This window comes from Acidobacteriota bacterium (genome assembly GCA_020845575.1).
In the GTDB taxonomy this organism is placed as follows: Bacteria; Acidobacteriota; Vicinamibacteria; order Vicinamibacterales; family Vicinamibacteraceae; genus Luteitalea.
In genome coordinates this window covers 17,222-38,255 of the sequence record JADLFL010000032.1, presented here as the reverse complement: position 1 = coordinate 38,255, position 21,034 = coordinate 17,222, and the positions used below count along the sequence as shown (strand labels likewise).

Sequence of the window (21,034 nt, the reverse complement as noted above, 5' to 3'; positions counted from 1 at the left end):
CCGACGCTCCATCCTGCGAAATGCCGAGGCTAGTTGGTGAAGCGGCCGCGGCCGGTCCAGCGACCGATGCTGCGCTGCTCGGCCGTGATGCCCGTCTGATCGATCCATGCCGCCGACGGCGAGTTGCCGCAGTGCTGGAACATGATGTCGATGATGTAGACCTGCGTGCTGTTGTCGCTCGGACCCGCGCCCCAGTGGTAGTCGACCACGTCCATCGACGGGTCGTTCACGTTGCCGCGCTTGCCGTTGTAGCCCCAGCGGTTGTCCTCCTTGCGGAGCTCGTCGACCAGGTAGTCCATGAACTCCCACGTGCCGCCGTGCTCCTGGCAGGAACGCCTGACCAGGTCGGGGCGTGCCCTGAACGCCGCGTCGACCACACCTATGCGGTTGGGGAGCGGCAGGCGCGTCCCGGGCGCCGGATCGGGCGTGCGGAACGCACCCGAGACAGGCGCCGCGGGTGTCTTGAACGTCCACGTCGGTGACCACGCCCCATAGGCGTCGGCCAGTTCCGCGCGCGCGCGCCACGTGTACGTCGCGTCGTACTTGAGCTGCGCCGTCACCTGCCAGCTCGTGCGGCCACTGCCGGCCGGGACCAGCGGTTCCGCGATCAGCGTGGTGCCCTCGAACAACTGGAAGCGGTGACCGAGCGTCACGGTGTTGGCGTGCGTCGCGGTGGCGGTCGTCACCGACAGCGTCACGGGGATGGTGTTGCTGGGGCCGAGTTCGGTGGTGGCACCCGAGGCGGGCTCAGGCGTGCTCGGCGTGTTGGCTTTGAGCGTCGGCGTGCCCTCGGGCACGGCCGATACGGAGCCGATGCCCGTCGCCGATGGCGACATGGGGTTGGAGCTGTTGCTGCAGGCGGCGCTGAGCGCGAGCAGCGAGACGAGACCGGTGGAGAAGAGATGCTTCATGGTCGTGGATCCTCGTGGCAACGCGATCAGAAGGAGACGCGGAGGCCGCCCCAGAACTGGGTGCCGCCGTACTTGACGTCCACGTCACCCGACGAGCCCGTGGGCAGGTTCACGGTGCCGCCGGCATACCTGAAGCCGAGGGTCGCGCCCAGGCGGCCCGCCTGACCGAGCTCGAACGGCAGGTTGTAGGTGAGGTCCGCACCGACGTTGATCGTCTTGCCCGTCTTCTCACCGCGCGTGAACGTCACGTCCTGCACGATCACGGTCGCGAAGTCGGGCGCGGTGCCCGTCTCCTGCACCCGCGCGGAACTGGCGAACTCGTGAGACACGCCCACGAACGACGGCCCGGCGCCCACGCCGAGCGTGAGGTCCTTCCCGATGGGGATCATCCAGTTCAGGCTCACGTGATAGGCCTGCTCTTCGTGCTTCAGGCCGCTCACGGGCATCGGCGCTTCACGCAGCCGGTTGAGGAACAACGGATGCGGCACGCGCGCCACCACCGCCGTATCCATGGTGTCCGAGTTGCGCGTGTAGTTCAGCGCCAGCACCAGGTTCTTCCACACCCGCGCGCCCGCGCCGATGTTCAGGATGGTGCCGCCGCCGTACGTCTGCGCGCCGGCCACCGTGCCCTGCTCGTCGTAGATGGTGAACGTCGACGTGCTGACGACGTCGTGCGAGCCGCTCTGGGCTCCGGCACCGATCTGCACGAAGCCGCGCTGTTCGTAGGGAGTGGACTGTGCCGCGGCAAGCGCCGGCGTGAGCAGCAGCCCCAGGACCAACAAAGTACGTGAATTCATAGAGGAAACGGTCGAACAGCCGCTCCGAGCCCCGTCGGATCGTTGTCGTCGTGGACGTGGTTGACGTGTGGTGCGGGCGCACGGCGACCGCACCGGGATTGCGTGTCCGCCGGGAATTCGGACGAACGATTGTTGGATAGGGCGAGAAGGAAGTCAACCGAGGCGGACGGGCGCCGCCCCGGTTGCAGGGATGAGGGACTCAGAAACGCCCGCGGCCCGTCCAGCGGCCGATGGTGCCGGAACTGGCGGTGACACCCGTCTGATCGATCCAGGCCGGCGACGGCGTCGATCCGCAGTGCCCCCCGATGATGTCGATGATGTAGACGTTGGTCGTCCCCTCGTCGCGATCGGATCCCCAGTTGTAGTCGATCACGTCGTGCGACGGGTCGCTGGCGTTGCCGCGCTTGCCGTTGTAGCCCCAGCGGGTGTCGTACTGGCGCAGCCTGTCGACCACGCGATCCATGAACTCCCAGGAGCCCCCGTGATCCTGGCAGGAGTTGCGCAGAGCCTGCGGGTACTGCCGCGCCACGTCTTCGACCACCCACGACATGTCGGGCAGCGGCAGTCGCTGGCCCGGACCGGGGTTGGGCGTGCGCGCGCCGCCGCTCGGTGGCGCCGGCGCGGGATTGGTCGGCGTCGTGGGCGTCGTCGGTGTCGTCGGCGTCGTGGGATTGGTGGGATTGGGCGACGGTGTCGGCGCCGGCGACGCGGGCGTCTTGAAGCTCGCCGTCGGGGAGTACGGCGACGTCAGGACGCCATCGGTGGCGTTCACACGCCAGTAGTAGGTGGTGTTGTACTGCAGGCCCGTCGGCTGGACCGTCGTGGTGGACCCGCCGCTGCGCTGCACGGCGAGGACACCGACCATGTTGGCGAAGTTGGCGTCGGTGGCGACCTCGAAACGATAGACCACAGGGCCGCCGAGCGGACCTGTCGCCACGCCATTGGCCACCGTGAGATCCGGGGCGTTGGACGTCACCACCGTGCCGCCCGTCGGACCCGCGGGCGACGGGATGCCGATCACGACGGGGTCCTGGATGACGAAACTGGACGCGGCAGAGTATTCGCCGGTATTGGCGCCATCGAGAGCCCGGGCGCGCCAGTAGTAGCGGGCGCCGCCGGCCGGCAGCGCGATGGGGACCTGATACGTCGTGCGTCCGCCGGATCCGGGCGAGACCTTGTCGCCGGTGTGGACCTTGTTCTGGAACGCCGTGTCGGTGGCGATCTCGACCTGGAGCCAGATCGGACGTTCACCGGTGGTCGCGGCGTTCTCGATGAGCAGGATCACGGGGTTGCCCGAGGTGATCGCCTGCCCGTTGACGGGTTCGAGCGTCTTGGGCGCCGTGATGGTGACGCCGGCAATGGGCCCCGCGACGGTGGGGCTCAGGGGATTGCGGCTCTTGTTCGATTCACAGCCCGCGACGGTCAGGGTACAGAAGGCCAGCGTCGCGAGCGTCTGGTACCGGATGGTGTGCATGGAACGTCCTCACTGCGAAAGCCGGAGGACGACCGCCGGAACGACGCGGCCTACACCTCCCTCTTGCTCATATCGGACGACCGGGCCGCGACCATCAGGCCCTCCTTGCGCAGCAGGAACACGAGGCCGCCGGGGAGCGAGGTGAGGATGAGGAGGGCGGCCCCGGCGATCGATAGCGCGAGGCCGGCGTCCACGGGGTGGCCGAGCCGCTTGAACAGGTAGGAGAAGACGGCTTCGCGCACGCCGAATCCGTTGATCGAGACGGGCGCGAGCTGGATGACCAGGCTCACGGGCACGATGACGAGCGCGTCGCGGAGCGGCAGATCGACGTGCAGGCCCCGCGCCACGCAGACGTAGAACAGGACGACCAGCACCTGGACGACCACCGCGCCGGCAAACGCCTGGAGCAGCCGGCCCCTGTCGCTCCCGACGCGTCCGAGCATGTCCTCGATGCGTCCGAGGCGTTCGGTGACCCACTCTTCCCGTACGCGGGTCAAGGGGCGGAGCAGTCGCGGCACCAGTGCCGGACGCGATACCACGACCGCCGCACCGACGGCCCCGAGGACCAACAGCACCCAGAGGTAGCCGGTCCCTGGCAGCGCGTGCCGGAGCAGCAGTGAGCCGCAGGCAGCGACGGCGACGAGCGCGATGAAGCCGAGCGCACGATCGAGCAGGACGACAGCCGTGGCCACCGTGCGCGATCCGGTCAGGCCCGCCGTGTCCGCCACGCGCACGACGTCGCCGCCGATGTTGCTCGGCAGGAAGTTGTTGAAGAAGTTGGCGACCAGGCAGGATACGGTGAGCTGCCACGTCGAGGCGTGGACGTCCTGGGTGACCAGCAGCCGCCGCCATCGCCATCCACTCACGATGAGCAGGGCGGTGTGCACCAGCAGCGCCAGCCCGACCCACGCCGGCTCCACCTGGCGGAGCCGGGCCAGCACGGCGCTCATGTCCGTCTGACGAAACAGCATGGCCAGGAGCCCAACACTGATGCTGAGCTTGAGGGCGAACGAGGACGCGCGTTTGACGCGACCGGACAGGGGAGACATGGTGAGGTGGCGCCGGCCGCGCCCACGGCGGTCGGACGGTGTGTGACGGTACCATGCGACTCAGGAGCGGGCAAACTCGCCTGCGCACTCCGGCCCGTGCCCTCGTGGCGGTGGTGCCGTGGGCTATACTTGAGAGCTTTGCGGCGCGGCTGCCCGTTCCGAGTGAGGGCATCACCCGCCAGCCCAATCCCCGTATCGTGACCTCCCCAGCCACGCCGCTCAGGATCCTGATGCTCGCGCCGGAGCCGTTCTTCGAGCCCCGCGGTACGCCATTCAGCGAGTATCACCGCATCAAGGCCCTCGTCGAGGACGGCCATGCCGTCGATCTGGTGACCTATCCGATCGGCAGGGACGTGGAACTCCCACGCCTCCGGATTTTCAGGAGCTGGCGCCCACCGTTGGTGACGACCGTGCCGATCGGCCCGTCGGTCACCAAGCTCGTGCTCGACGCGTGTCTGGTCCTCACGATCCTGCGGGTTGCCTTCCTCGGCCGCACCCGTTACGACGCTATCCACTCCCATGAAGAGATGGGCGTGGTGGGCGTGTGGCTCGGCAGACGCCTCGGGATTCCGCACCTGTACGACATGCACTCGAGCCTCCCGCAGCAACTCGGCAACTTCAAGTACTCGCGGTCGCGCGTGCTGCGCTGGGGCTTCCAGCGCGCCGAGGACTACATGGTGCGTGGGTCGCAGGTCGTGATCACGATCTGCCAGGAACTGCAGGACGCCGTGCACGAGATGGGCGTGGGCGACCGCGCGGTCCTCATCGAGAACGTGATGGGCGGCGACGTCGATCCGACGCCGGGCCCCGGCCGCGCGGCGGTGCGCGCCGCGTGGGGGCTCACGCCGGATCAGCCCGTCGTGCTCTACACGGGCACCTTCGAGCAGTACCAGGGACTCGATCTGCTGCTCGACGCCAGCGTCGCGTTGAAGGCACGCGTGCCCGACGTGGCCGTCCTTGTCGCAGGCGGCGCGCCCGAACAGGTGGCCGGGATGACCGCGCGTGCGCGCGAACGCGGCGCGCCACTCGTGTTCACGGGACAGCGGCCGCCCGTGGAGGTACCGCACCTGGTCGACGCGTGCGACGTGCTCGTGTCTCCGCGGATCTCGGGGACGAACACGCCCCTGAAGATCTATTCGTACCTCCGATCGGCCCGCCCGATCGTCGCCACGAACCTGCGGACGCACACCCAGGTGCTCTCGCCTGATTCCGCCGTGCTCGTCGAGCCCACGCCTGACGCACTGGCCGATGGCCTCGCGCGGGCGATTGTCGAGCCCGCGCTCGCCGGGCGTGTGGTCGATGGCGCCCGTCGGCTCGCCGACGATCAGTACAGCCGGCAGTCGTATCTCACGCGTACGCGACGCGCCTACGAGATGTTGATGGCGTCGATGCGTCACCGCGTGTTGCCCGTGGCAGGTGCCGCCGCCTCGGGAGGGCAGGACGGACGGTGACGGTGCTCGTCACGGGCGCCACCGGCTTCACCGGTGGCCACCTCGCACGTCACCTCCGTCACAGGGGTGTGCAGGTGCGTGGTCTGGTGCGGCAGAAGAGCCTGGCGCGGCCAGACGTCGCGGCGTTGCGCGACGCGGGTGTCGAGATCGTCACTGGCGATCTGACTGATGCGAGGGCTGTCGCCGCCGCATGCGCGGGCACCGACATCGTCTATCACATCGCCGCGACGTATCGCGAAGCCGGACAGCCAGACAGCGCGTACAGAGCCATCAACGTGCAGGGCGTGCAGCACGTGATCGACGGCGCGCGAGCGGGCGGTGCCACACGTGTGGTGCACTGCAGCACCGGCGGCGTCCATGGACACGTCGCCAATCCGCCCGCCAACGAGGACGCACCGTTCAATCCCGGCGACGTGTACCAGGACACCAAGCTCGAAGGCGAACGCCTCGCGCGCGCGGAAGGCGTGAAGGGCGGCATCGAGGTCGTCATCGCGAGACCGATCGGCATCTACGGTCCGGGCGACATGCGCTTCCTCAAGATGTTCCGGGGCATCTCGCGGCGCCGCTTCCCGGTGCTGGGATCGGGCGAGGTGTTCTATCACCTCACGTTCATCGACGATCTGTGCGAGGGGTTCCGGCTGTGCGGCGAGGTACCTGCCGCGGCCGGACGTACCTACATCCTCGGTGGGCCGCGCTACACCACGCTCAACGAACTCGTCGATCTCATCGCAACGGAACTGAAGGTCACGCCGCTGCCGGTGCACCTGCCCGTGTGGCCGTTCTGGCTCGCGGGTGCCGCCTGCGAAGCCGTCTGCGTGCCGTTGCGCATCCAGCCACCGCTGTATCGTCGGCGCGTGGACTTCTACACGAAGAGCCGCGCCTTCGACATCACGCGTGCGCGCACCGAGCTGGGTTTCAACCCCGTCGTCGGGTTGCCCGAGGGCATCAGGCGCACCATCGCGTGGTATCGCGCGCAGGGATTGCTGTGAGCCAGAAGATTTCCGTCCTGCACGTCTGCGATCACCTGGGATGGGCCGGGTCGCGCATGCACGGCGTCAAGCGCCTGTTCGCGTGGACGCTGCCGCGTTTCGATCCCGCACGCTTCGACGTGTCGCTCGTGAGCCTCAGGCAGAAGGACACCTCCGAAGACACGCTGGAGCAGTTCGGCGTCGACGTCACGTACCTGCACAAGGGCAAGTTCGATCCCGCCACGCTCACCGCGCTCCTCAAGGTGATGGACCGCAAGGGGACGCAGGTCCTGCACCTGCACGGCTACGGCGCGACGACCTTCGGACGTCTCGCGGCAGCAATGCGCGGCACGGCGGCGTTGCTGCACGAGCACGCCAACCACACGACGACACCCTGGTTCCAGCAGGTTGCCGATTCGCTGCTCGCGCCCTACACCGACCTCGCGATCGCCGTGTCGAAGTCGACGGCGGAGTTCACGATTCGCGCACGGAAGATGCCGGCGGAGAAGACGCGCGTGGTGTATCTCGGCGCGCCGCTCGAGGAGTTCGGGCGTCCGCGCGGCGCGCAGGAGATCGCCGCCGCGCGTGAGGCACTCGGGATCACGCCGGGGACGTTCGCCGTCGGTACCGTGACGCGCCTGATGCCCGCGAAGGGCAACAAGTACCTCATCGACGCCGTCGGTCCGATCGTCGAGCAGATTCCATCGGCGCAGATTTACCTTGCCGGCGAGGGCGAACTGCACGGTGAGCTCGAGGCGCAGGCGCGGGCGCTCGGCGTGGCCGATCGCGTGCACTTCCTCGGCTTCCAGCGCGACGTGGCGCGCGTGCTCTCGGCGTTCGATCTCGTGGTCTTTCCCTCGCTGTGGGAAGGCACGCCGTTGACCTCGTTCGAAGCGCTCGCGATGGGCAAGCCGATCGTGTCGACGGATGCCGACGGGTTGTGCGAGATCCTGCGCGACGGCGTCGACGCGGTGGTCGTGCCGAAGGAGCGCGCGCGCGACATCGCCGACGCGGTGGTGGCGCTCGAACGCGATCCCGTACGCCGTGCCGCGCTCGGCGCCGAGGCGCAGCGCACGAGCCGTCGCTACGACATCGACGCGTACGTGCGGAAGATGGAGCGCCTCTATGACCTGATGGCGCGCGTGTCGAAGCCCACGAAGCGACAGGGTCTCCTGCACGAGGATCTGTCGTTCCTGGATGATGGGGTGAAGGCGTGAACGTGCCCGGGGCGGCGCGGCTCGGGCGCGTGTGGAACGAGCCGGGAGCCGTCGCCACGATCGTGCTCGGCGTGCTCCTGCTCGGGTTTGCGCTGTCTGTGCGATTCCCCGTCGTCGCGTTCGGCTTCCAGAGCGACGAGTCGACCTACTACAGCCTGGGCCACAGCATCGCCGCCGACCGGGACATGCAGTTCCAGCGCAAGGACCTCGTGCGCGTGTGGCGCGAGTTCCCGAGCGGGCCCGAAGGCATCTTCCTCAAGCGCGGGCGCAGCGTCACCATCGAGTTCCAGGGACGCCCGCCGTTCGTCAAGTGGGTGAAGGGCACAGACCCGCGCGCCGACAGGCTCTACTACGGCAAGTCGTTCATCTATCCGCTCGCCGCGGCGCCGTTCATCATGCTCGTCGGCACCAACGGCTTCCTCGTGCTGCACGCGCTCCTCCTCACGGCGTGCTTCGGTGCCGTGTACGCGTTCGTGCGCGCACGCGCCACGGCGTCCGCGGCGCTGGGATACGCCGTCGTGTTCCTGTTCGCGTCGGCCGCGCCCGTGTACTTCGTCTGGCTCACGCCGGAGTTGTTCAACCTGTCGTTCGTGCTGCTCGGGCTCTTCCTGTGGGCGTACAAGGAGGTGGCGCCAGCGGCGGCGCAGACAGGCACGTGGCTCGATCGCTGGGGCGCGTTCGTGCGGAGCCCGTGGTCGGACATCGTCGCCTGCGTACTGCTCGGCGTCGCGACGTTCTCCAAGCCCCTGAACGTCTTTGCGGCCGCACCGCTGCTGCTGCTCGCGTTGTGGCGCCGGCAGTGGTGGCGCGTCGCGGGGATCTGCGTCGCGTTCCTCGTTGCCACGGGCGGGTTGTTCCTCGCCAACGGCATCAGCAGCGGCGACATGAACTATCAGGGCGGCGGTCCCGATCGCTCGACGTTCTACGGCCGGTTCCCGTTCCAGTCGCCTGACCTGACGTTCGACACGACGGGTGAGAAGCGCGCGACAGATGGCCTGCTGACAGAGGTCATCTTCAATACGGACGCACTGACCACGGTGTTGCGACACAACATCGTGTACTTCTTCCTGGGGCGGCACACGGGACTCGTGCCGTATTTCTTCCCGGGCGTCCTGACGCTCGTGCTGTTCCTCGTTGCAGGACGACAGCGCCGCGAACCGTTCCAGTGGCTGCTCGTCGGCACGCTCGCCGTCGCGTCCGTGGCGATCCTGATCTACATGCCGTTCACGTATTCGGGCGGCGGCGGCCCCATCGGCAACAGGTACTTCCTCGGCTACTACGCGCTCTTCGCGTTCCTCGTGCCCGCCGCGATCACCGTCCGCACGGCCGTGGTGGCAGCCGCTGTGGGCGGTCTCTTCACGGCGCAGCTCATCGCCAATCCGTTCTACTCGTCGTTCAGACCCGAGACACACGCCAAGTACGGCCTTTTCCGCTGGCTGCCCATCGAGCTCTCGCTCGTGAACGACATGCCGATCAACGTGACGCCGTCGCGGGCCAAGCAAACGCTCGCGGGCGATCCGGCGGTGTGGGCCTACTTCCTCGACGACAACGCGTACGGCCGCGAAGGTGAGTGGTTCTGGGTGCGAGGCGAGTCGCGTGCCGATCTGATCCTCCGGGCGCCTGCGCGTCCACACGCCGACGGCGCGTTCACGTCGCTGGCGCTGACGGCGCTCGACATCGAAGTGGCGACAGGCGCCGCGCCGGCCGTCGTCACGATCGACACGGGTGCCGCGCGCGTGCACGTGACGCCAGGCGCGAACAACAGCGAGACCGTCCGCGTGCCGATGCCCGGCGGCTTCCCGTACAAGGCCGTTCCGGGGCAGCCGTTGAACCGCGTGTACGCGATCTCGATCGCCGCGAGCGAAGGGTTCGTGCCATTGTTCGCGGAGGGCGTGCGCGACAGTCGCTTTCTCGGCGCGCGCATCCGCATCGCGCCGTTGTACCGTGACGATCGGTACCAGCCGCCGCCGAAGCCGTAGCCAGCCATGTCGTACGCCACGCCACTCGAAGCACGCATCGCGAAGAAGGTCGCCAGGGCCTCGATCGAGCACGGGCTGCTCGCCCGGAACGATCGCGTGATGGTCGGCCTGTCCGGCGGCAAGGACAGCTGGGCGCTGTTGCAGGTGCTCGACGTGATCCGGCAGCGCGCGCCGTTCCCGTTCAGCGTGATCGCCGTCAACGTCGACTCCGGCTACAAGGACTTCAAGCACGACGTGATTCGACGCGCGTGCGAGGACCGCGGGTGGGAGATCCGGGTCGAGCACACCGAGATCGGCGAGGTGATGGACGACATCCTCGACGCCAATGCGACGCCGTGTTCGCTCTGTGCGCGCCTGCGCCGCGGTGTCCTGTACCGGATCGCTGAAGAGGAGGGCGCAACGAAGATCGCGCTCGGCCACCATCTCGACGACTTCATCGAGACGCTCCTGCTCAACCTGTTCTTCGGCGGTGCGCTCAAGGCCATGCCCGCGCGCCTGGTCTCGGACGATGGGCGGCACGTGGTGGTCCGTCCGCTGGTATACGTGTCCGAACAGGAAGCGCTCGATTACGCGATGGCGTGCGAACTCCCCATCGTCGGCTGCTGCTGCCCGGCGTGCGGCGACCTGAGCCTCCAGCGCCAGCGCCTCAAGCGCCTGATCGGCGAGCTCGAACGCGAGCACCCCGGCATCAAGTCGTCGATGCTGAAGGCCATCCAGAACGTGCATCCCCGTCACCTGCTCGACACGCGCCTGAATCCGCTGGAGACGATGGCGCGCACGGGGCGTGTGGAAGCCGAAGAAGACGCTCCGTCCGTCGCGAGCGGCGTGCACCCGCTTCACGTCGTGCGTCGCACTGCCACCCAGACGACGACGGCATGAGAGCCGTTGTCCAGCGCGTGCGATCGGCGGCGGTCACGGTCGACGAGGTCGTGGTCGGGCGGATCGACGTCGGCTTCCTCGTCCTGCTCGGCGTGACGGTGGGCGACACCGACGCCGACCTCACGTACATCGTCGACAAGGTGGCCAACCTCCGCGTGTTTCCAGACGCCGAGGGCCGGATGAACGTGGACATCACCGGGACGGGCGGCGCGCTGCTCGTCGTGTCGCAGTTCACGCTGGCGGGCGACTGTCGCAACGGCCGTCGTCCGTCGTGGATCGCCGCCGCGCGGCCGGACGAAGCGAAGGCCTGGTACGAGTGCGCCGTCCAGGCCTGGCGCGCGAGGGGGCTCCGCGTCGAGACAGGCGTGTTCCAGGCCGACATGCAGGTGGCGCTCGTCAACGATGGCCCCGTGACATTGCTGCTCGACAGCCGTCGTGACTTCTGACCCCTCTCCAGTCCATCGAGATCGAGGACCGCATGCACTTCTGGAAAGCCCACGCTTACGGTAATGATTTCCTCTACGCGCGATTCGCGGACGTCCGCCATGACGATCCCGCAGCGCTCGCGCGTCACATGTGCGCGCGCACGACGGGTATCGGAGCCGATGGCCTGATGCTTTTCGAGCCGGTCGCCGGTGGCGCGCGCATGCGGCTGCACAACGCCGATGGATCGATCGCGGAAGTGTCGGGCAACGGCGTGCGCGGACTCGCGGCGCTGCTCGCGGCCGAACAGGGATCGCCGGTGGGCACGACGTTCGTGATCCACACGGACGCTGGCGACAAGATCCTCGACCTGACGTCGCACGACGAGCGGGGCCGACCGGTGTTCCGTGCGGCGATGGGACGTCCCGAGGACCTGCGTCAGCAGCAGATCACCGTCGATGGCGACGTGCTGCCCCTGGTGACCCTCTGGATGGGGAATCCACAGGCCGTGTGGCTGGTGGACGTGCTCGATTCGAGGACGATGCTGCGTGTGGGCGCGGCCTTACAGCAGCATGCCGCGTTCCCGGACGCCGTCAATTTCGAGCTCGCCCACGTCGTGTCGCCCGACGAGGTGGAGATCCTGATCTACGAGCGTGGCGTCGGACCGACGCACTCGTCGGGTACGGGATCGTGCGCCGCCGCTGTCGCGGCCGCCGCGTTCGGCGGCGCCGCGCGACAGGTCGAGGTCGTTGCGCCAGGCGGACGCCAGCACGTGGACTGGCGAGACGACTCCGTCTACCTCACCGGCTGGGCCGAAGTCCTCTGCGAAGGAACCTGGCTCACGTCATGAGCGGCTGGTCATGATCGAGCCCAGTCCCTCGTCGAAGGCGGGCCACCGGGCGAGTCGAATGGCAGTTCTTGCCGCGCGCCAGTACGCGCCACTTTCACATTCCTGCCACCGTCGTCGCGCCTAGCGACCGCGCCGCGGCGTGGGCGGCGACGACTCCGCGGCCTCGAACGCGCGCATTGCGGCCTGAATCTGGTCGGCCACCGGGGTTGCGACCGTCAGCGCCTCGTCGAATCGCTGCGCCTCGACGTGTGAGCGCGCTTCTTGCAGGCGATCGGTCGCCGCGCTGACGGCCTGCTGCAGCGCCTGGAACGCCGCGTTGTGCGCCACCGGCCGGCGGCCGGTCTGCGGCGTGGCGATGGCGGCGCCGAGGCGCTGCTGAGCCTGCGCGAGCGCGAGCTCCAGCGACGTGATGGCGCGCTCGGCCTGCCCGCGCGCCAGCGCCTTCTTGTCGGCGGCTTCGCGAGCGGCCGTCTGGGCGCGTTCGCGGGCGTCGAGGGCCTGGTTGAGGGCCTGCCGGTAGTCGCGCTGCTCGACGGCGTCGTGCGAGCGCGCGAGCGCCGCCTCGGCGGCGGCGAACTCGGTGGCCGCGTACTGCGCGGCGCCGGCGGCGCGGGCGGTGGCGATGGCGCCTTCTGCCTGATCCATCTCCTTCTGTGGTGGCGCGGCGCAGGCGGCAAGCGTGAGGGCAACGAGGGGCGCGCACACGGCACGCAGCACGGGACGAACCGTGCCCGGACGATCGGACATGCGCAGGAGTATACCGAGTGGGCGTAGTACGATGAGTGGCTTGGCGGTGCCTCCGGGTGCGGCGCCGGGTGGGTCCGTGTCATGAAGGGCCTCTCACCCGACGATCGGCCGCGGGAGAAGCTCGCCGAGCGGGGCAGGGGGGCACTCGGCGACAACGAGTTGCTGGCCGTGGTGCTCGGACACGGAACGCGCGGAGTCAGTGCGCTCGATCTGGCCAACCGTCTGCTCGGCGAACTGGGAGGCCTGCGTGGCGTGGGGCGAGGGTCGCCCGCCGCGATTGCGCGCGTCTCCGGCATCGGGCCCGTGCGCGCCGGGCGGATCGTCGCCGCGGTGGAACTGGGGCGGCGTGCCGTGATGCGGGCCGGGCCGGTGCGTCTGCAGGTGGCCGCGCCCATCGACGCCGCGCGGTACCTGTTGCCGCGATACGGGGCGGTGGACGTCGAGCAGGCCGGAGTCCTGCTGCTCGACAGCCGGCATCGCGTGCTGCACGCGCGCGTGCTGACGCGTGGCACGGCAGACACGGCGCCCATGCACCCCCGCGACGTTTTCCGTGAGGCGGCGCTGGCCGGTGCGGCGGCCCTCGTGTTGTTCCACAACCATCCCTCGGGCGATCCGCAGCCGAGTCCGGAGGATGTGCTGCTGACGCAGCGGATGCTGGCGGCCGGCGAGGTGATGGGGATCACCGTGGTGGATCACCTCATACTGGCCGACGCGTCCTATTGCAGTCTTCGTGAGATGGGCAGACTGGTCCCCTGAACTCGACATCATGCCGCGCTTTTACATCACGACAGCCATCGACTACGTCAACAGCCGTCCGCACCTCGGGACGGCGTACGAGAAGATCACGGCCGACGTCATCGCCAGGTATCAGCGCCTGCGCGGCGCCGACGTGCACTTCGTGATGGGCAACGACGAGCACTCGCAGAACGTGTTCCGGCGTGCCCGTGAACTCGGGAAGGATCCGCTGACCTATTGCGACGACATGGAACAGCAGTTCCGCGACGTCTGGGGCGCGCTGGATCTCTCGTTCGACGACTTCATCCGCACCACGCAGCCGCGCCACAAGGCGGCCGTCGAGACGATGGTGCGGCGGATCGCCGATGCGGGCGACCTCTATCAGGCCGACTACGAGGGGTGGTACTGCGTCGGCTGCGAGGCGTTCAAGCAGGAGAAGGATCTGGTGGACGGGCTCTGTCCCGTGCACCGCACGCGTCCCGACTGGATCAAGGAGCGCAATCACTTCTTCAGGCTGTCGGCCTATCGCGAGCGCCTGCTCGCGCACTTTGCCGCGCACCCGGAGTTCCTGCAGCCCGACGTGCGGCGCAACGAGATCCTGCGCCTGCTCGAAGCGGGTCTCGAAGACATCTCGATCAGCCGCGCGGGGCAGTCGTGGGGGATTCCGCTGCCCATCGATCCGTCGAGCGTGGTGTACGTGTGGTTCGACGCGCTCATCAACTACGCGTCGGCCGTGGGCCTGGGTACCGATCCCACGCTGTTCGACACGTGGTGGCCCGCCGACCTGCACGTGGTGGGCAAGGACATCACGCGCTTCCACGCCGTCATCTGGCCCGCCATGCTGATGAGCGCGGGGCTGTCGGTTCCCAGGCAGGTGTTCGGGCACGGGTGGGTCCACCTGCGCGGCGAGAAGATGAGCAAGTCGCTCGGCACGGCCGTCGATCCGCTCGATGCCGCGAGCCGGTTCGGCGCCGACGCGCTGCGCCTCTATCTCACCAAGGAGATCGCGTACGGCGCCGACGGCGACTTCAGCGTCGAGCGATTCGAGGAGCGCTACAACACCGACCTGGCCAACAACCTGGGCAACCTGCTCAATCGCGTCACGGCGATGGGCGTGCGCTACAGGCAGGGGACCCTCGCGCCGGTGGCGTCGCTGTCGCCGCTCCAGGATCTGGCCGCGGCCACGGTGCGGACGTATCGCGACGCGATGGACACGTACGCGCTCCATCAGGGCGCGGTGGCCGTCTACCGCCTGCTCGACGCGACCAACGAGTACCTCGCCGAGCGTGCCCCGTGGACGCTGGCCAGGGATCCGGCCAACGCCGCGGCGCTCGACGAGGTGCTGTACACCGCCGCCGAGAGCCTGCGGCTGTCGGCCGTGCTCCTCGGACCCGTGATGCCAGCCTCGTCGCAGGCGATCCTGGCGCGTCTTGGCGATCGCACGCCGCTGGCCGACAGGCGGCTCGACGTCGAGGCGGCGTGGCGTCACGCGCCCGTCACGACTACCGCGGGCGAGGCGTTGTGGCCGCGCGCCGTACCCGCCGAAGCGGCGACACCAGCCGTGGTCACACTTCCGAATGCAGGAGTCTCAGTCGTGTCCGAACAGCCAGTCCCCGATGCTCCGCCAGCCGCCGCTCCGGCCGCAGCGCCAGCCGTGGCATCACCCGTCGCCCCGGCGCCGGCGAGTGCCGACGCGGGCCTCATCACCATCGACGACTTCGTGAAGGTGGAGTTGAAGGTCGGCAAGGTGCTGGCGGCCGAAGCCGTGCCGAAGTCCAGGAAGTTGCTGAAGCTCACGGTGCAGGATGGGCCCGAATCGGAGCGCACGATCCTTGCCGGCATCGCCGAGTCGTACGCGCCGGACGCCATGGTCGGCCGCACCATCGCGTTTGTGGCCAATCTCGCGCCGCGCCCGATGATGGGCCTCGTGTCGCACGGGATGGTGCTGGCCGCCGAGACCGACGGCCGGGCGCAGCTCATCGCGTTCGAAACCCCGCCGCAGCCCGGCACGCGCATCCGGTAGCCGATGATCGACACACACTGTCATATTGCCGGGGACGACTTCGTCGACGACCTCGCCGACGTCGCCGCGCGCGCCAGGGACGCGGGTGTCGCTGACGCCGTGTGTATCCTCGACGCGGTCACGCCGGTGGAACTTGCCCGCGTCGACGCCGTGCGTGCCGCGTGGCCGGGCGTGCGGTTTGCTGTCGGCGTGCACCCGCATCACGCTGGGCAGGTGGACGAGGCGGACGTCTATCGCGTCGTGGGGGCCGCGCTCGACCGGACGGGCGCTGTCGCGCTGGGCGAGATCGGCCTCGACTATCACTACGACTTCGCGCCACGCGACAGGCAGCGTGCGGTGTTCGGACGTCAGGTGGCGCTCGCCGTCGCGCGCGACCTGCCGATCGTGATCCACACCCGCGAGGCGGATGCCGACACGCTCGCCGTGCTCGACGCCCATGGCGAGGGGCGCGTGCGCGGCGTGTTCCATTGCTTCACGGGCAACCAGGCGCTGGCCGAAGCGGCCGTCTCGCGGGGCTTCCACCTCTCGTTCTCGGGGATCGCCACCTTCCCCGGGGCAGAGGCCATCCGGGACGTGGCCAGATGGGTGCCGGCCGACAGGTGGCTCGTCGAGACCGACAGCCCCTTTCTCGCCCCGGCGCCCAAGCGTGGCGGGCGCAACGAGCCGGCGCGCGTCATGGCCGTCCTGGACACCGTGGCCAACGTTCGCGGCCTCACGCCGGACGAGGCGCGCGGGCAGGCGGTGGCCAACGCCGCGGCGCTCTTCGGCGCCATCGACCCCAGCCGCTAGGCGCGTTGACAGCGCCACCCCAATGTGTTGAGATTCCGCAGGTTACGCACGTGCAGCCTTCTTCGTCTCCCTCCGATCTCGCGCAGTTGTTCGAGCCCGTCAGGGACGATCTTGAACGTGTCAATCAGGCCTTCCTCCGCCATATCGACTCGCGCGTCGAGTTGATCCCGGAGATCGGCAAATACCTGCAGAACACGGGCGGCAAACGCGTGCGTCCGGCGGTGATGCTCATGGCCAGCCGGCTGGCCGGCGGGCACGACAAGAGCGACATGGCCGTGCTCTACGCGTCGGTCATCGAGTTCATCCACACCGCCACGCTCGTCCACGACGACATCATCGACGACTCCGAACTGCGCCGCGGCCGCCTGGCCGTGCACGCGCGGTGGGGCAACGACGTCACCGTCCTGCTCGGCGACTACCTGTACATCAAGTCGCTCGGGATGGCGCTGCACTACGACAGGATCGACGTCCTGCGCGTGCTCTGCGACATCACGCTGAAGATGATCGAGGGTGAGCTGTACCAGCTCACCAAGAACGGCGACACGGAGATCACCGAGGACGAGCACTTCGACATCATCCGCCGCAAGACCGCGTACCTGTTTGCCGGGTCGGCGCGCATCGGCGGCATGGTCGGGACGATCACGCCGGCTCAGGAACAGGCGCTCTGGGACTACGGGTTCAATCTCGGGATCGCCTTCCAACTCGTCGACGATCTGCTGGACTACACGGCGGATCAGGCCGCGCTCGGCAAGCCGATCGCCAGCGACCTGCGCGAGGGCAAGCTCACGCTCCCGATGATCCTCCTGCGCGACCGTGTGCCCGATCAGGCGCGGCCCATCATCGAGCAGGTCGTGCGCGACGCCGACATCTCCGAGGAGGCGTGGCGACAGTTGCTCGGACTCATGCGCGAGTACGACATCATCCCGCAGGTCACGCGCCGCGCTGGCGAGTACGCCGAGCAGGCCAGCCGGCAGCTCGCGTCGTTCCCCGAGAGCCGGGAGCGCGACGCGCTCATCGGGCTTGCCGACTACGTTCTCGCCCGCGATCGCTGACCCTGGCGCATGGCCGCGCCCGCTGACCGCATCGACGCGCTTCGCGCCCTCATCAGGCATCACGAAGAGCGTTATTACATCCACGACGATCCGGAGATCTCCGACGCGGAGTTCGACGCGCTCATGCGCGAGCTGCGCGATCTGGAGACGGCGCACCCGGATCTCGTCGCTTCCGATTCACCCACGCAGCGCGTCAGCGGCCGGCCCGCCGAGGGCTTCCACACCGCCACGCACCTGTGCCCGATGCTCAGCCTCGACAATGCGTACGACGATGGGGAACTCGACGCGTTCGACCAGCGCGTGCGCAAGGGGCTGGAGGAGACCGGCGACGTGCACTACGTCGCTGAACTGAAGATCGACGGGCTCGGCATCGCCATCACCTATGACGAGGGGCGATTCGTGCGCGGTGTCACGCGTGGCGACGGCGTGATCGGCGAGGATGTCTCGAGCAACGTGAGGACGATCCAGGCGATTCCGCTGCGTTTGCGTCACGCGCCGGCGGGCCGGATCGAGGTACGCGGTGAGATTTATCTGCCGCGCCAGGCGTTCGCGCGCCTGAACGAGAGTCGCGAATCCACGGGCGAGCCGCTGTTTGCCAATCCGCGCAACGCCGCGGCCGGCACGCTGCGCAATCTGGACCCGTCGCTGGTAGCCAGTCGCGGACTGCGCGCGTTCTTCTATGAAGCCGTTGTCGGCGACGTGCCGGCGGGCGACGAGGCTGGCGGTGGCGTCGCGGTACTGCCGGTGACGCACGCGGATCTGCTCGCGGCGCTGGCGTCGTGGGGACTGCCCGTCGAGGGACATTGGACGCGCTGCGACGGCATCGATGCGGTGAAGGCCTTCTGCGCCTCGTGGTCCGATGCGCGTCAGGCGCTCCCGTTCGAAACCGATGGCATCGTCATCAAGGTGGATGCACGCGAGGATCGCGCGCGGCTCGGCGTCACGTCGAAGTTCCCGCGCTGGGCCACCGCGTTCAAGTTTCCGGCGCAGCAGGCCACGACGCGACTGATCCGGATCGATCTGCAGGTCGGTCGCACGGGCGCCGTGACGCCGCAGGCCGTCCTCGACCCCGTGTTCCTGGCCGGATCGACGATCCAGCACGCCACCCTGCACAACGAAGAGGAGATCCGCCGCAAGGACATCAGGCCCGGCGATGAGGTCCTCATCGAGAAGGGCGGCGACGTCATCCCGAAGATCGTCAAGGCGATCGTGTCGCGGCGACAGACGGATCTTGCGCCGTTCGTGATGCCGACGCACTGCCCGGTTTGTCAGAGTGCGCTCGAACGGCCCGAAGAGGAAGTGGTCTGGCGGTGCCCGAACCCGAGTTGTCCCGCGCGGCTGCGCCGCAGTCTCGAGCATTTCGCCGGACGTCGGGCGATGAACATCGACGGTCTCGGCGAAGCGCTGGTGGACAAGCTCGTGAGCGTCGGGCTGGTCCACGACTTCGCCGATCTCTACGCGCTCACCGTCGAGACGCTCGCCGTCCTGCAGTTCGAGGCGCAGGCGCGCAAGAGCGAGGGGACGTCGCATGACGAGGGTGGTGGCACGCCGGGGACGACGCTGCGCCGATTCGGCGAGAAGTCGGCCACGGCGCTCGTCGCGCAGATCGAGGGCAGCCGCGCCAACGGTCTCGGACGTCTGATCTTCGGTCTGGGCATCAGGCACGTTGGCGAGCGCGGGGCGCAGGCGCTGGCCGATGCCTTCGGGATGATGGGCATGATCGCGACGGCCAGCGTCGAGCAGTTGCAGGCCGTTCGCGACATCGGACCGGTGGTGGCCACGTCGGTGCGCCGCTTCTTCGACGCGCCAGAGACGCAGCGCCTCGTCGCGCGCCTCGAGGCGGCTGGTGTCAACATGGGCGAGCCGCTGCCGCCCGACCGCGGGCCGAAGCCGCTCGAGGGCCGCACCATCGTGCTGACGGGGGGCTTGTCGGCGATGACGCGAGAGGACGCGACGGCGCAACTCACGGCCCTTGGCGCGAAGGTCGCGGGCTCGGTGAGCAAGAAGACATCATTGGTCATTGCCGGCACCGACGCCGGCAGCAAGCTGGCGAAGGCGCAGGAACTCGGCATTCACGTGGGCGACGAGGCCACGTTGGCGCGTCTGCTCGCCGATCCCATGAACTGGCCCTCGCGCGAACCGTAGCGCAACGCTGAAGACACCGACATGAGCGGACGCATCCTGGTGATTGACGACGAAGCGGGCATCCGCGAGAGCCTGCGCATGATCCTCGAGTACGAGGGCTACACGTGCCTGCTCGCCGCAACGGGCGAGCAGGGACTTGCGATGGCGCGGAGCGAAGCGCCCGATCTCGTCTTCTCCGACATCAAGATGCCGGGCCTCGACGGGCTGGAGGTGCTCACGCGCCTCAGGGCCCAGGACGATGCGCTGCCGGTGGTGATGATCTCGGGTCACGGCACCGTGGCGACGGCGGTGGAGGCCACCAAGCTCGGCGCGATGGACTTCATCGAGAAGCCGCTCTCGACCGAGCGCGTGCTGCTCACCGTGCGTAACGCGCTCAACGCGGGCCGGCTCGAACAGGAGAACCGGCGGCTGCGCGGCGCCGAGGACGCGCGCTACAACATCGTCGGGCAGAGTCCCGCGCTGCTGCATGTCCTCGACGCGATCGGCCGTGCGGCGCCGACCAACGCCACGGTGCTGGTGCTCGGCGAGAGTGGCGTGGGCAAGGAGCTCGTGGCGCGTGCGATCCACCGCAACAGCCTGCGCGCGCGCGAGCGGTTCGTGCAGGTGAACTGCGCGGCGATTCCCGAGGAGTTGATCGAGAGCGAGCTGTTCGGCCACGAGAAGGGAAGCTTCACGGGCGCCACGGACAAGCAGATCGGCAAGTTCGAACTGGCCGATCGCGGCACGATCTTCCTCGACGAAGTGGGCGACATGAGCCAGAAGACGCAGGCCAAGGTGCTGCGCGTGCTTCAGGAAGGCGAGGTCGAGCGCATCGGATCGCAGCGGACGCTCAAGGTGGACGTGCGCGTGATCGCGGCGACCAACAAGGATCTCGAAGCCGCCATCGCCGACGGCGCGTTCCGCGAGGATCTGTACTTCCGTCTGAGCGTGATTCCCGTGCAGGTGCCGCCGCTGCGCGACAGGCCCGAGGACATCCCGCTGCTCGTGAAGCATTTCGCGGAGCTGTTTGCCGCCGATGGCGGCCGCACGCGGCGCTTCACGCCCGAGGCGTTCGGCGTGCTGCAGCAGCACCGGTGGCGCGGCAACATCCGCGAACTGAAGAACACCATCGAGCGCGTCCTCATCATGGCGCGCGGCGACGTCGTCGATGTGGCGGACGTGCGGCAGTTCCTGCGCGTGGACGGCGTCACGGCGGGGAGCGCGCCTGCGGCGGCCCCGGCACCCGTCGCGCAGTCGGGCTTGCTTCCGCAGGCCGCGTACGTGCCTGACCACGCGCGTGTCGCATCCGTTGCGGAGTCGCCCGTGGCGTTCGAACCGGCCGCCGCCGCTGACGGTGCGCGTGCCACGCCGGCCAAGCCGACGACGCTGCGGGAGTTCAAGGAGCAGGTGGAGCGCGAGTTCCTGGTGGAGAAGCTGCGCGAACACGGCTGGAACATCTCACGCACGGCGGAAGTGATCGACACCCCGCGCAGCAACCTCTACAAGAAACTGGAACAGTACGGGATCACGCAGGAGAAGGATGGCTGAATGTTCGGCATTCATCAT

Annotated in this window: 18 protein-coding genes and 1 pseudogene; 14 read left to right on the top strand and 5 right to left on the bottom strand. The window is 68.6% G+C overall.

Features of this window, described 5'->3' with window-relative positions; genetic code table 11:
* Nucleotides 1-29: 29 nt before the first annotated feature.
* From IT182_09005 to IT182_08990, 4 genes are all read right to left on the bottom strand, one after another.
* A complete protein-coding gene (locus IT182_09005) occupies nucleotides 30-911 on the bottom strand; it encodes a hypothetical protein (protein MCC6163472.1) in 882 nt (293 codons plus the stop codon).
* A gap of 26 nt (nucleotides 912-937) precedes the next feature.
* Nucleotides 938-1,708, bottom strand: coding sequence for a hypothetical protein (locus IT182_09000; GenBank protein MCC6163471.1), 771 nt, complete (start codon nucleotides 1,706-1,708; stop codon nucleotides 938-940).
* Nucleotides 1,709-1,907: 199 nt separating this feature from the next.
* A complete protein-coding gene (locus IT182_08995; GenBank protein MCC6163470.1) occupies nucleotides 1,908-3,182 on the bottom strand; it encodes a hypothetical protein in 1,275 nt (424 codons plus the stop codon).
* 50 nt (nucleotides 3,183-3,232) lie between these two features.
* Entirely contained in the window at nucleotides 3,233-4,153 is a 921-nt protein-coding gene (locus tag IT182_08990) for a flippase-like domain-containing protein (protein ID MCC6163469.1), read from the bottom strand.
* A gap of 275 nt (nucleotides 4,154-4,428) precedes the next feature.
* On the opposite strand from IT182_08990, the gene IT182_08985 reads away from it, so the two are divergent.
* Genes IT182_08985 through dapF form a run of 7 tightly spaced genes read left to right on the top strand, consistent with a single transcriptional unit; the run spans nucleotide 4,429 to nucleotide 11,998 of the window.
* Nucleotides 4,429-5,682: a glycosyltransferase gene (locus IT182_08985; GenBank protein ID MCC6163468.1), complete on the top strand. Its 1,254-nt coding sequence runs from the start codon at nucleotides 4,429-4,431 to the stop codon at nucleotides 5,680-5,682.
* Nucleotides 5,679-6,671 (top strand): NAD-dependent epimerase/dehydratase family protein, encoded by a 993-nt coding sequence (locus IT182_08980; protein ID MCC6163467.1) that lies wholly within the window; start codon nucleotides 5,679-5,681, stop codon nucleotides 6,669-6,671. The genes IT182_08985 and IT182_08980 overlap by 4 nt, the downstream gene beginning before the upstream one ends.
* Nucleotides 6,668-7,867, top strand: a complete 1,200-nt coding sequence (locus IT182_08975; GenBank protein MCC6163466.1) for a glycosyltransferase family 4 protein — start codon at nucleotides 6,668-6,670, stop codon at nucleotides 7,865-7,867. Before IT182_08980 ends, IT182_08975 begins: the two co-directional genes overlap by 4 nt.
* Nucleotides 7,864-9,846 carry a hypothetical protein gene (locus tag IT182_08970; protein MCC6163465.1) on the top strand — a complete coding sequence of 661 codons (1,983 nt, stop codon included), beginning with the start codon at nucleotides 7,864-7,866 and terminating at the stop codon, nucleotides 9,844-9,846. The genes IT182_08975 and IT182_08970 overlap by 4 nt, the downstream gene beginning before the upstream one ends.
* Nucleotides 9,847-9,852: 6 nt before the next feature.
* Entirely contained in the window at nucleotides 9,853-10,725 is an 873-nt protein-coding gene (ttcA, locus tag IT182_08965) for a tRNA 2-thiocytidine(32) synthetase TtcA (protein ID MCC6163464.1), read from the top strand.
* Entirely contained in the window at nucleotides 10,722-11,171 is a 450-nt protein-coding gene (locus IT182_08960; protein ID MCC6163463.1) for a D-tyrosyl-tRNA(Tyr) deacylase, read from the top strand. The genes ttcA and IT182_08960 overlap by 4 nt, the downstream gene beginning before the upstream one ends.
* Before the next feature lie 32 nt (nucleotides 11,172-11,203).
* Entirely contained in the window at nucleotides 11,204-11,998 is a 795-nt protein-coding gene (dapF, locus tag IT182_08955; GenBank protein ID MCC6163462.1) for a diaminopimelate epimerase, read from the top strand.
* 120 nt (nucleotides 11,999-12,118) lie between these two features.
* Here the strand turns inward: dapF and IT182_08950 are convergent, their stop codons facing one another.
* Nucleotides 12,119-12,745, bottom strand: coding sequence for a hypothetical protein (locus IT182_08950; GenBank protein ID MCC6163461.1), 627 nt, complete (start codon nucleotides 12,743-12,745; stop codon nucleotides 12,119-12,121).
* 81 nt (nucleotides 12,746-12,826) lie between these two features.
* On the opposite strand from IT182_08950, the gene radC reads away from it, so the two are divergent.
* The 7 genes and pseudogenes from radC to IT182_08915 all read left to right on the top strand — a co-directional run bounded on the left by radC (nucleotide 12,827) and on the right by IT182_08915 (nucleotide 21,016).
* Complete coding sequence (gene radC / locus IT182_08945) at nucleotides 12,827-13,501, top strand: DNA repair protein RadC (protein ID MCC6163460.1); 675 nt, start codon at nucleotides 12,827-12,829, stop codon at nucleotides 13,499-13,501.
* Between the two features lie 10 nt (nucleotides 13,502-13,511).
* On the top strand, nucleotides 13,512-15,503 hold the full coding sequence (gene metG, locus IT182_08940; GenBank protein MCC6163459.1) for a methionine--tRNA ligase: 1,992 nt from the start codon (nucleotides 13,512-13,514) through the stop codon (nucleotides 15,501-15,503).
* Between the two features lie 3 nt (nucleotides 15,504-15,506).
* Entirely contained in the window at nucleotides 15,507-16,292 is a 786-nt protein-coding gene (locus IT182_08935; protein MCC6163458.1) for a TatD family hydrolase, read from the top strand.
* Between the two features lie 50 nt (nucleotides 16,293-16,342).
* A complete protein-coding gene (locus tag IT182_08930) occupies nucleotides 16,343-17,344 on the top strand; it encodes a polyprenyl synthetase family protein (GenBank protein ID MCC6163457.1) in 1,002 nt (333 codons plus the stop codon).
* Between the two features lie 9 nt (nucleotides 17,345-17,353).
* On the top strand, nucleotides 17,354-19,489 hold the full coding sequence (gene ligA / locus IT182_08925; GenBank protein ID MCC6163456.1) for an NAD-dependent DNA ligase LigA: 2,136 nt from the start codon (nucleotides 17,354-17,356) through the stop codon (nucleotides 19,487-19,489).
* A gap of 21 nt (nucleotides 19,490-19,510) precedes the next feature.
* Nucleotides 19,511-20,635, top strand: a pseudogene (locus IT182_08920) (sigma-54-dependent Fis family transcriptional regulator).
* Entirely contained in the window at nucleotides 20,615-21,016 is a 402-nt protein-coding gene (locus tag IT182_08915; GenBank protein MCC6163455.1) for a hypothetical protein, read from the top strand. The pseudogene IT182_08920 and the gene IT182_08915 overlap by 21 nt, the downstream one beginning before the upstream one ends.
* Nucleotides 21,017-21,034 lie beyond the last annotated feature (18 nt).

Coding starts and splice junctions, on each gene's coding strand:
- IT182_09005 (MCC6163472.1), bottom strand. CDS start 911: ATGAAGCATCTCTTCTCCACCGGTCTCGTCTCGCTGCTCGCGCTCAGC.
- IT182_09000 (MCC6163471.1), bottom strand. CDS start 1,708: ATGAATTCACGTACTTTGTTGGTCCTGGGGCTGCTGCTCACGCCGGCG.
- IT182_08995 (MCC6163470.1), bottom strand. CDS start 3,182: ATGCACACCATCCGGTACCAGACGCTCGCGACGCTGGCCTTCTGTACC.
- IT182_08990 (MCC6163469.1), bottom strand. CDS start 4,153: ATGCTGTTTCGTCAGACGGACATGAGCGCCGTGCTGGCCCGGCTCCGC.
- ttcA (MCC6163464.1), top strand. CDS start 9,853: ATGTCGTACGCCACGCCACTCGAAGCACGCATCGCGAAGAAGGTCGCC.
- IT182_08960 (MCC6163463.1), top strand. CDS start 10,722: ATGAGAGCCGTTGTCCAGCGCGTGCGATCGGCGGCGGTCACGGTCGAC.
- dapF (MCC6163462.1), top strand. CDS start 11,204: ATGCACTTCTGGAAAGCCCACGCTTACGGTAATGATTTCCTCTACGCG.
- IT182_08950 (MCC6163461.1), bottom strand. CDS start 12,745: ATGTCCGATCGTCCGGGCACGGTTCGTCCCGTGCTGCGTGCCGTGTGC.
- radC (MCC6163460.1), top strand. CDS start 12,827: ATGAAGGGCCTCTCACCCGACGATCGGCCGCGGGAGAAGCTCGCCGAG.
- metG (MCC6163459.1), top strand. CDS start 13,512: ATGCCGCGCTTTTACATCACGACAGCCATCGACTACGTCAACAGCCGT.
- IT182_08935 (MCC6163458.1), top strand. CDS start 15,507: ATGATCGACACACACTGTCATATTGCCGGGGACGACTTCGTCGACGAC.
- ligA (MCC6163456.1), top strand. CDS start 17,354: ATGGCCGCGCCCGCTGACCGCATCGACGCGCTTCGCGCCCTCATCAGG.
- IT182_08915 (MCC6163455.1), top strand. CDS start 20,615: ATGGCGCGCGGCGACGTCGTCGATGTGGCGGACGTGCGGCAGTTCCTG.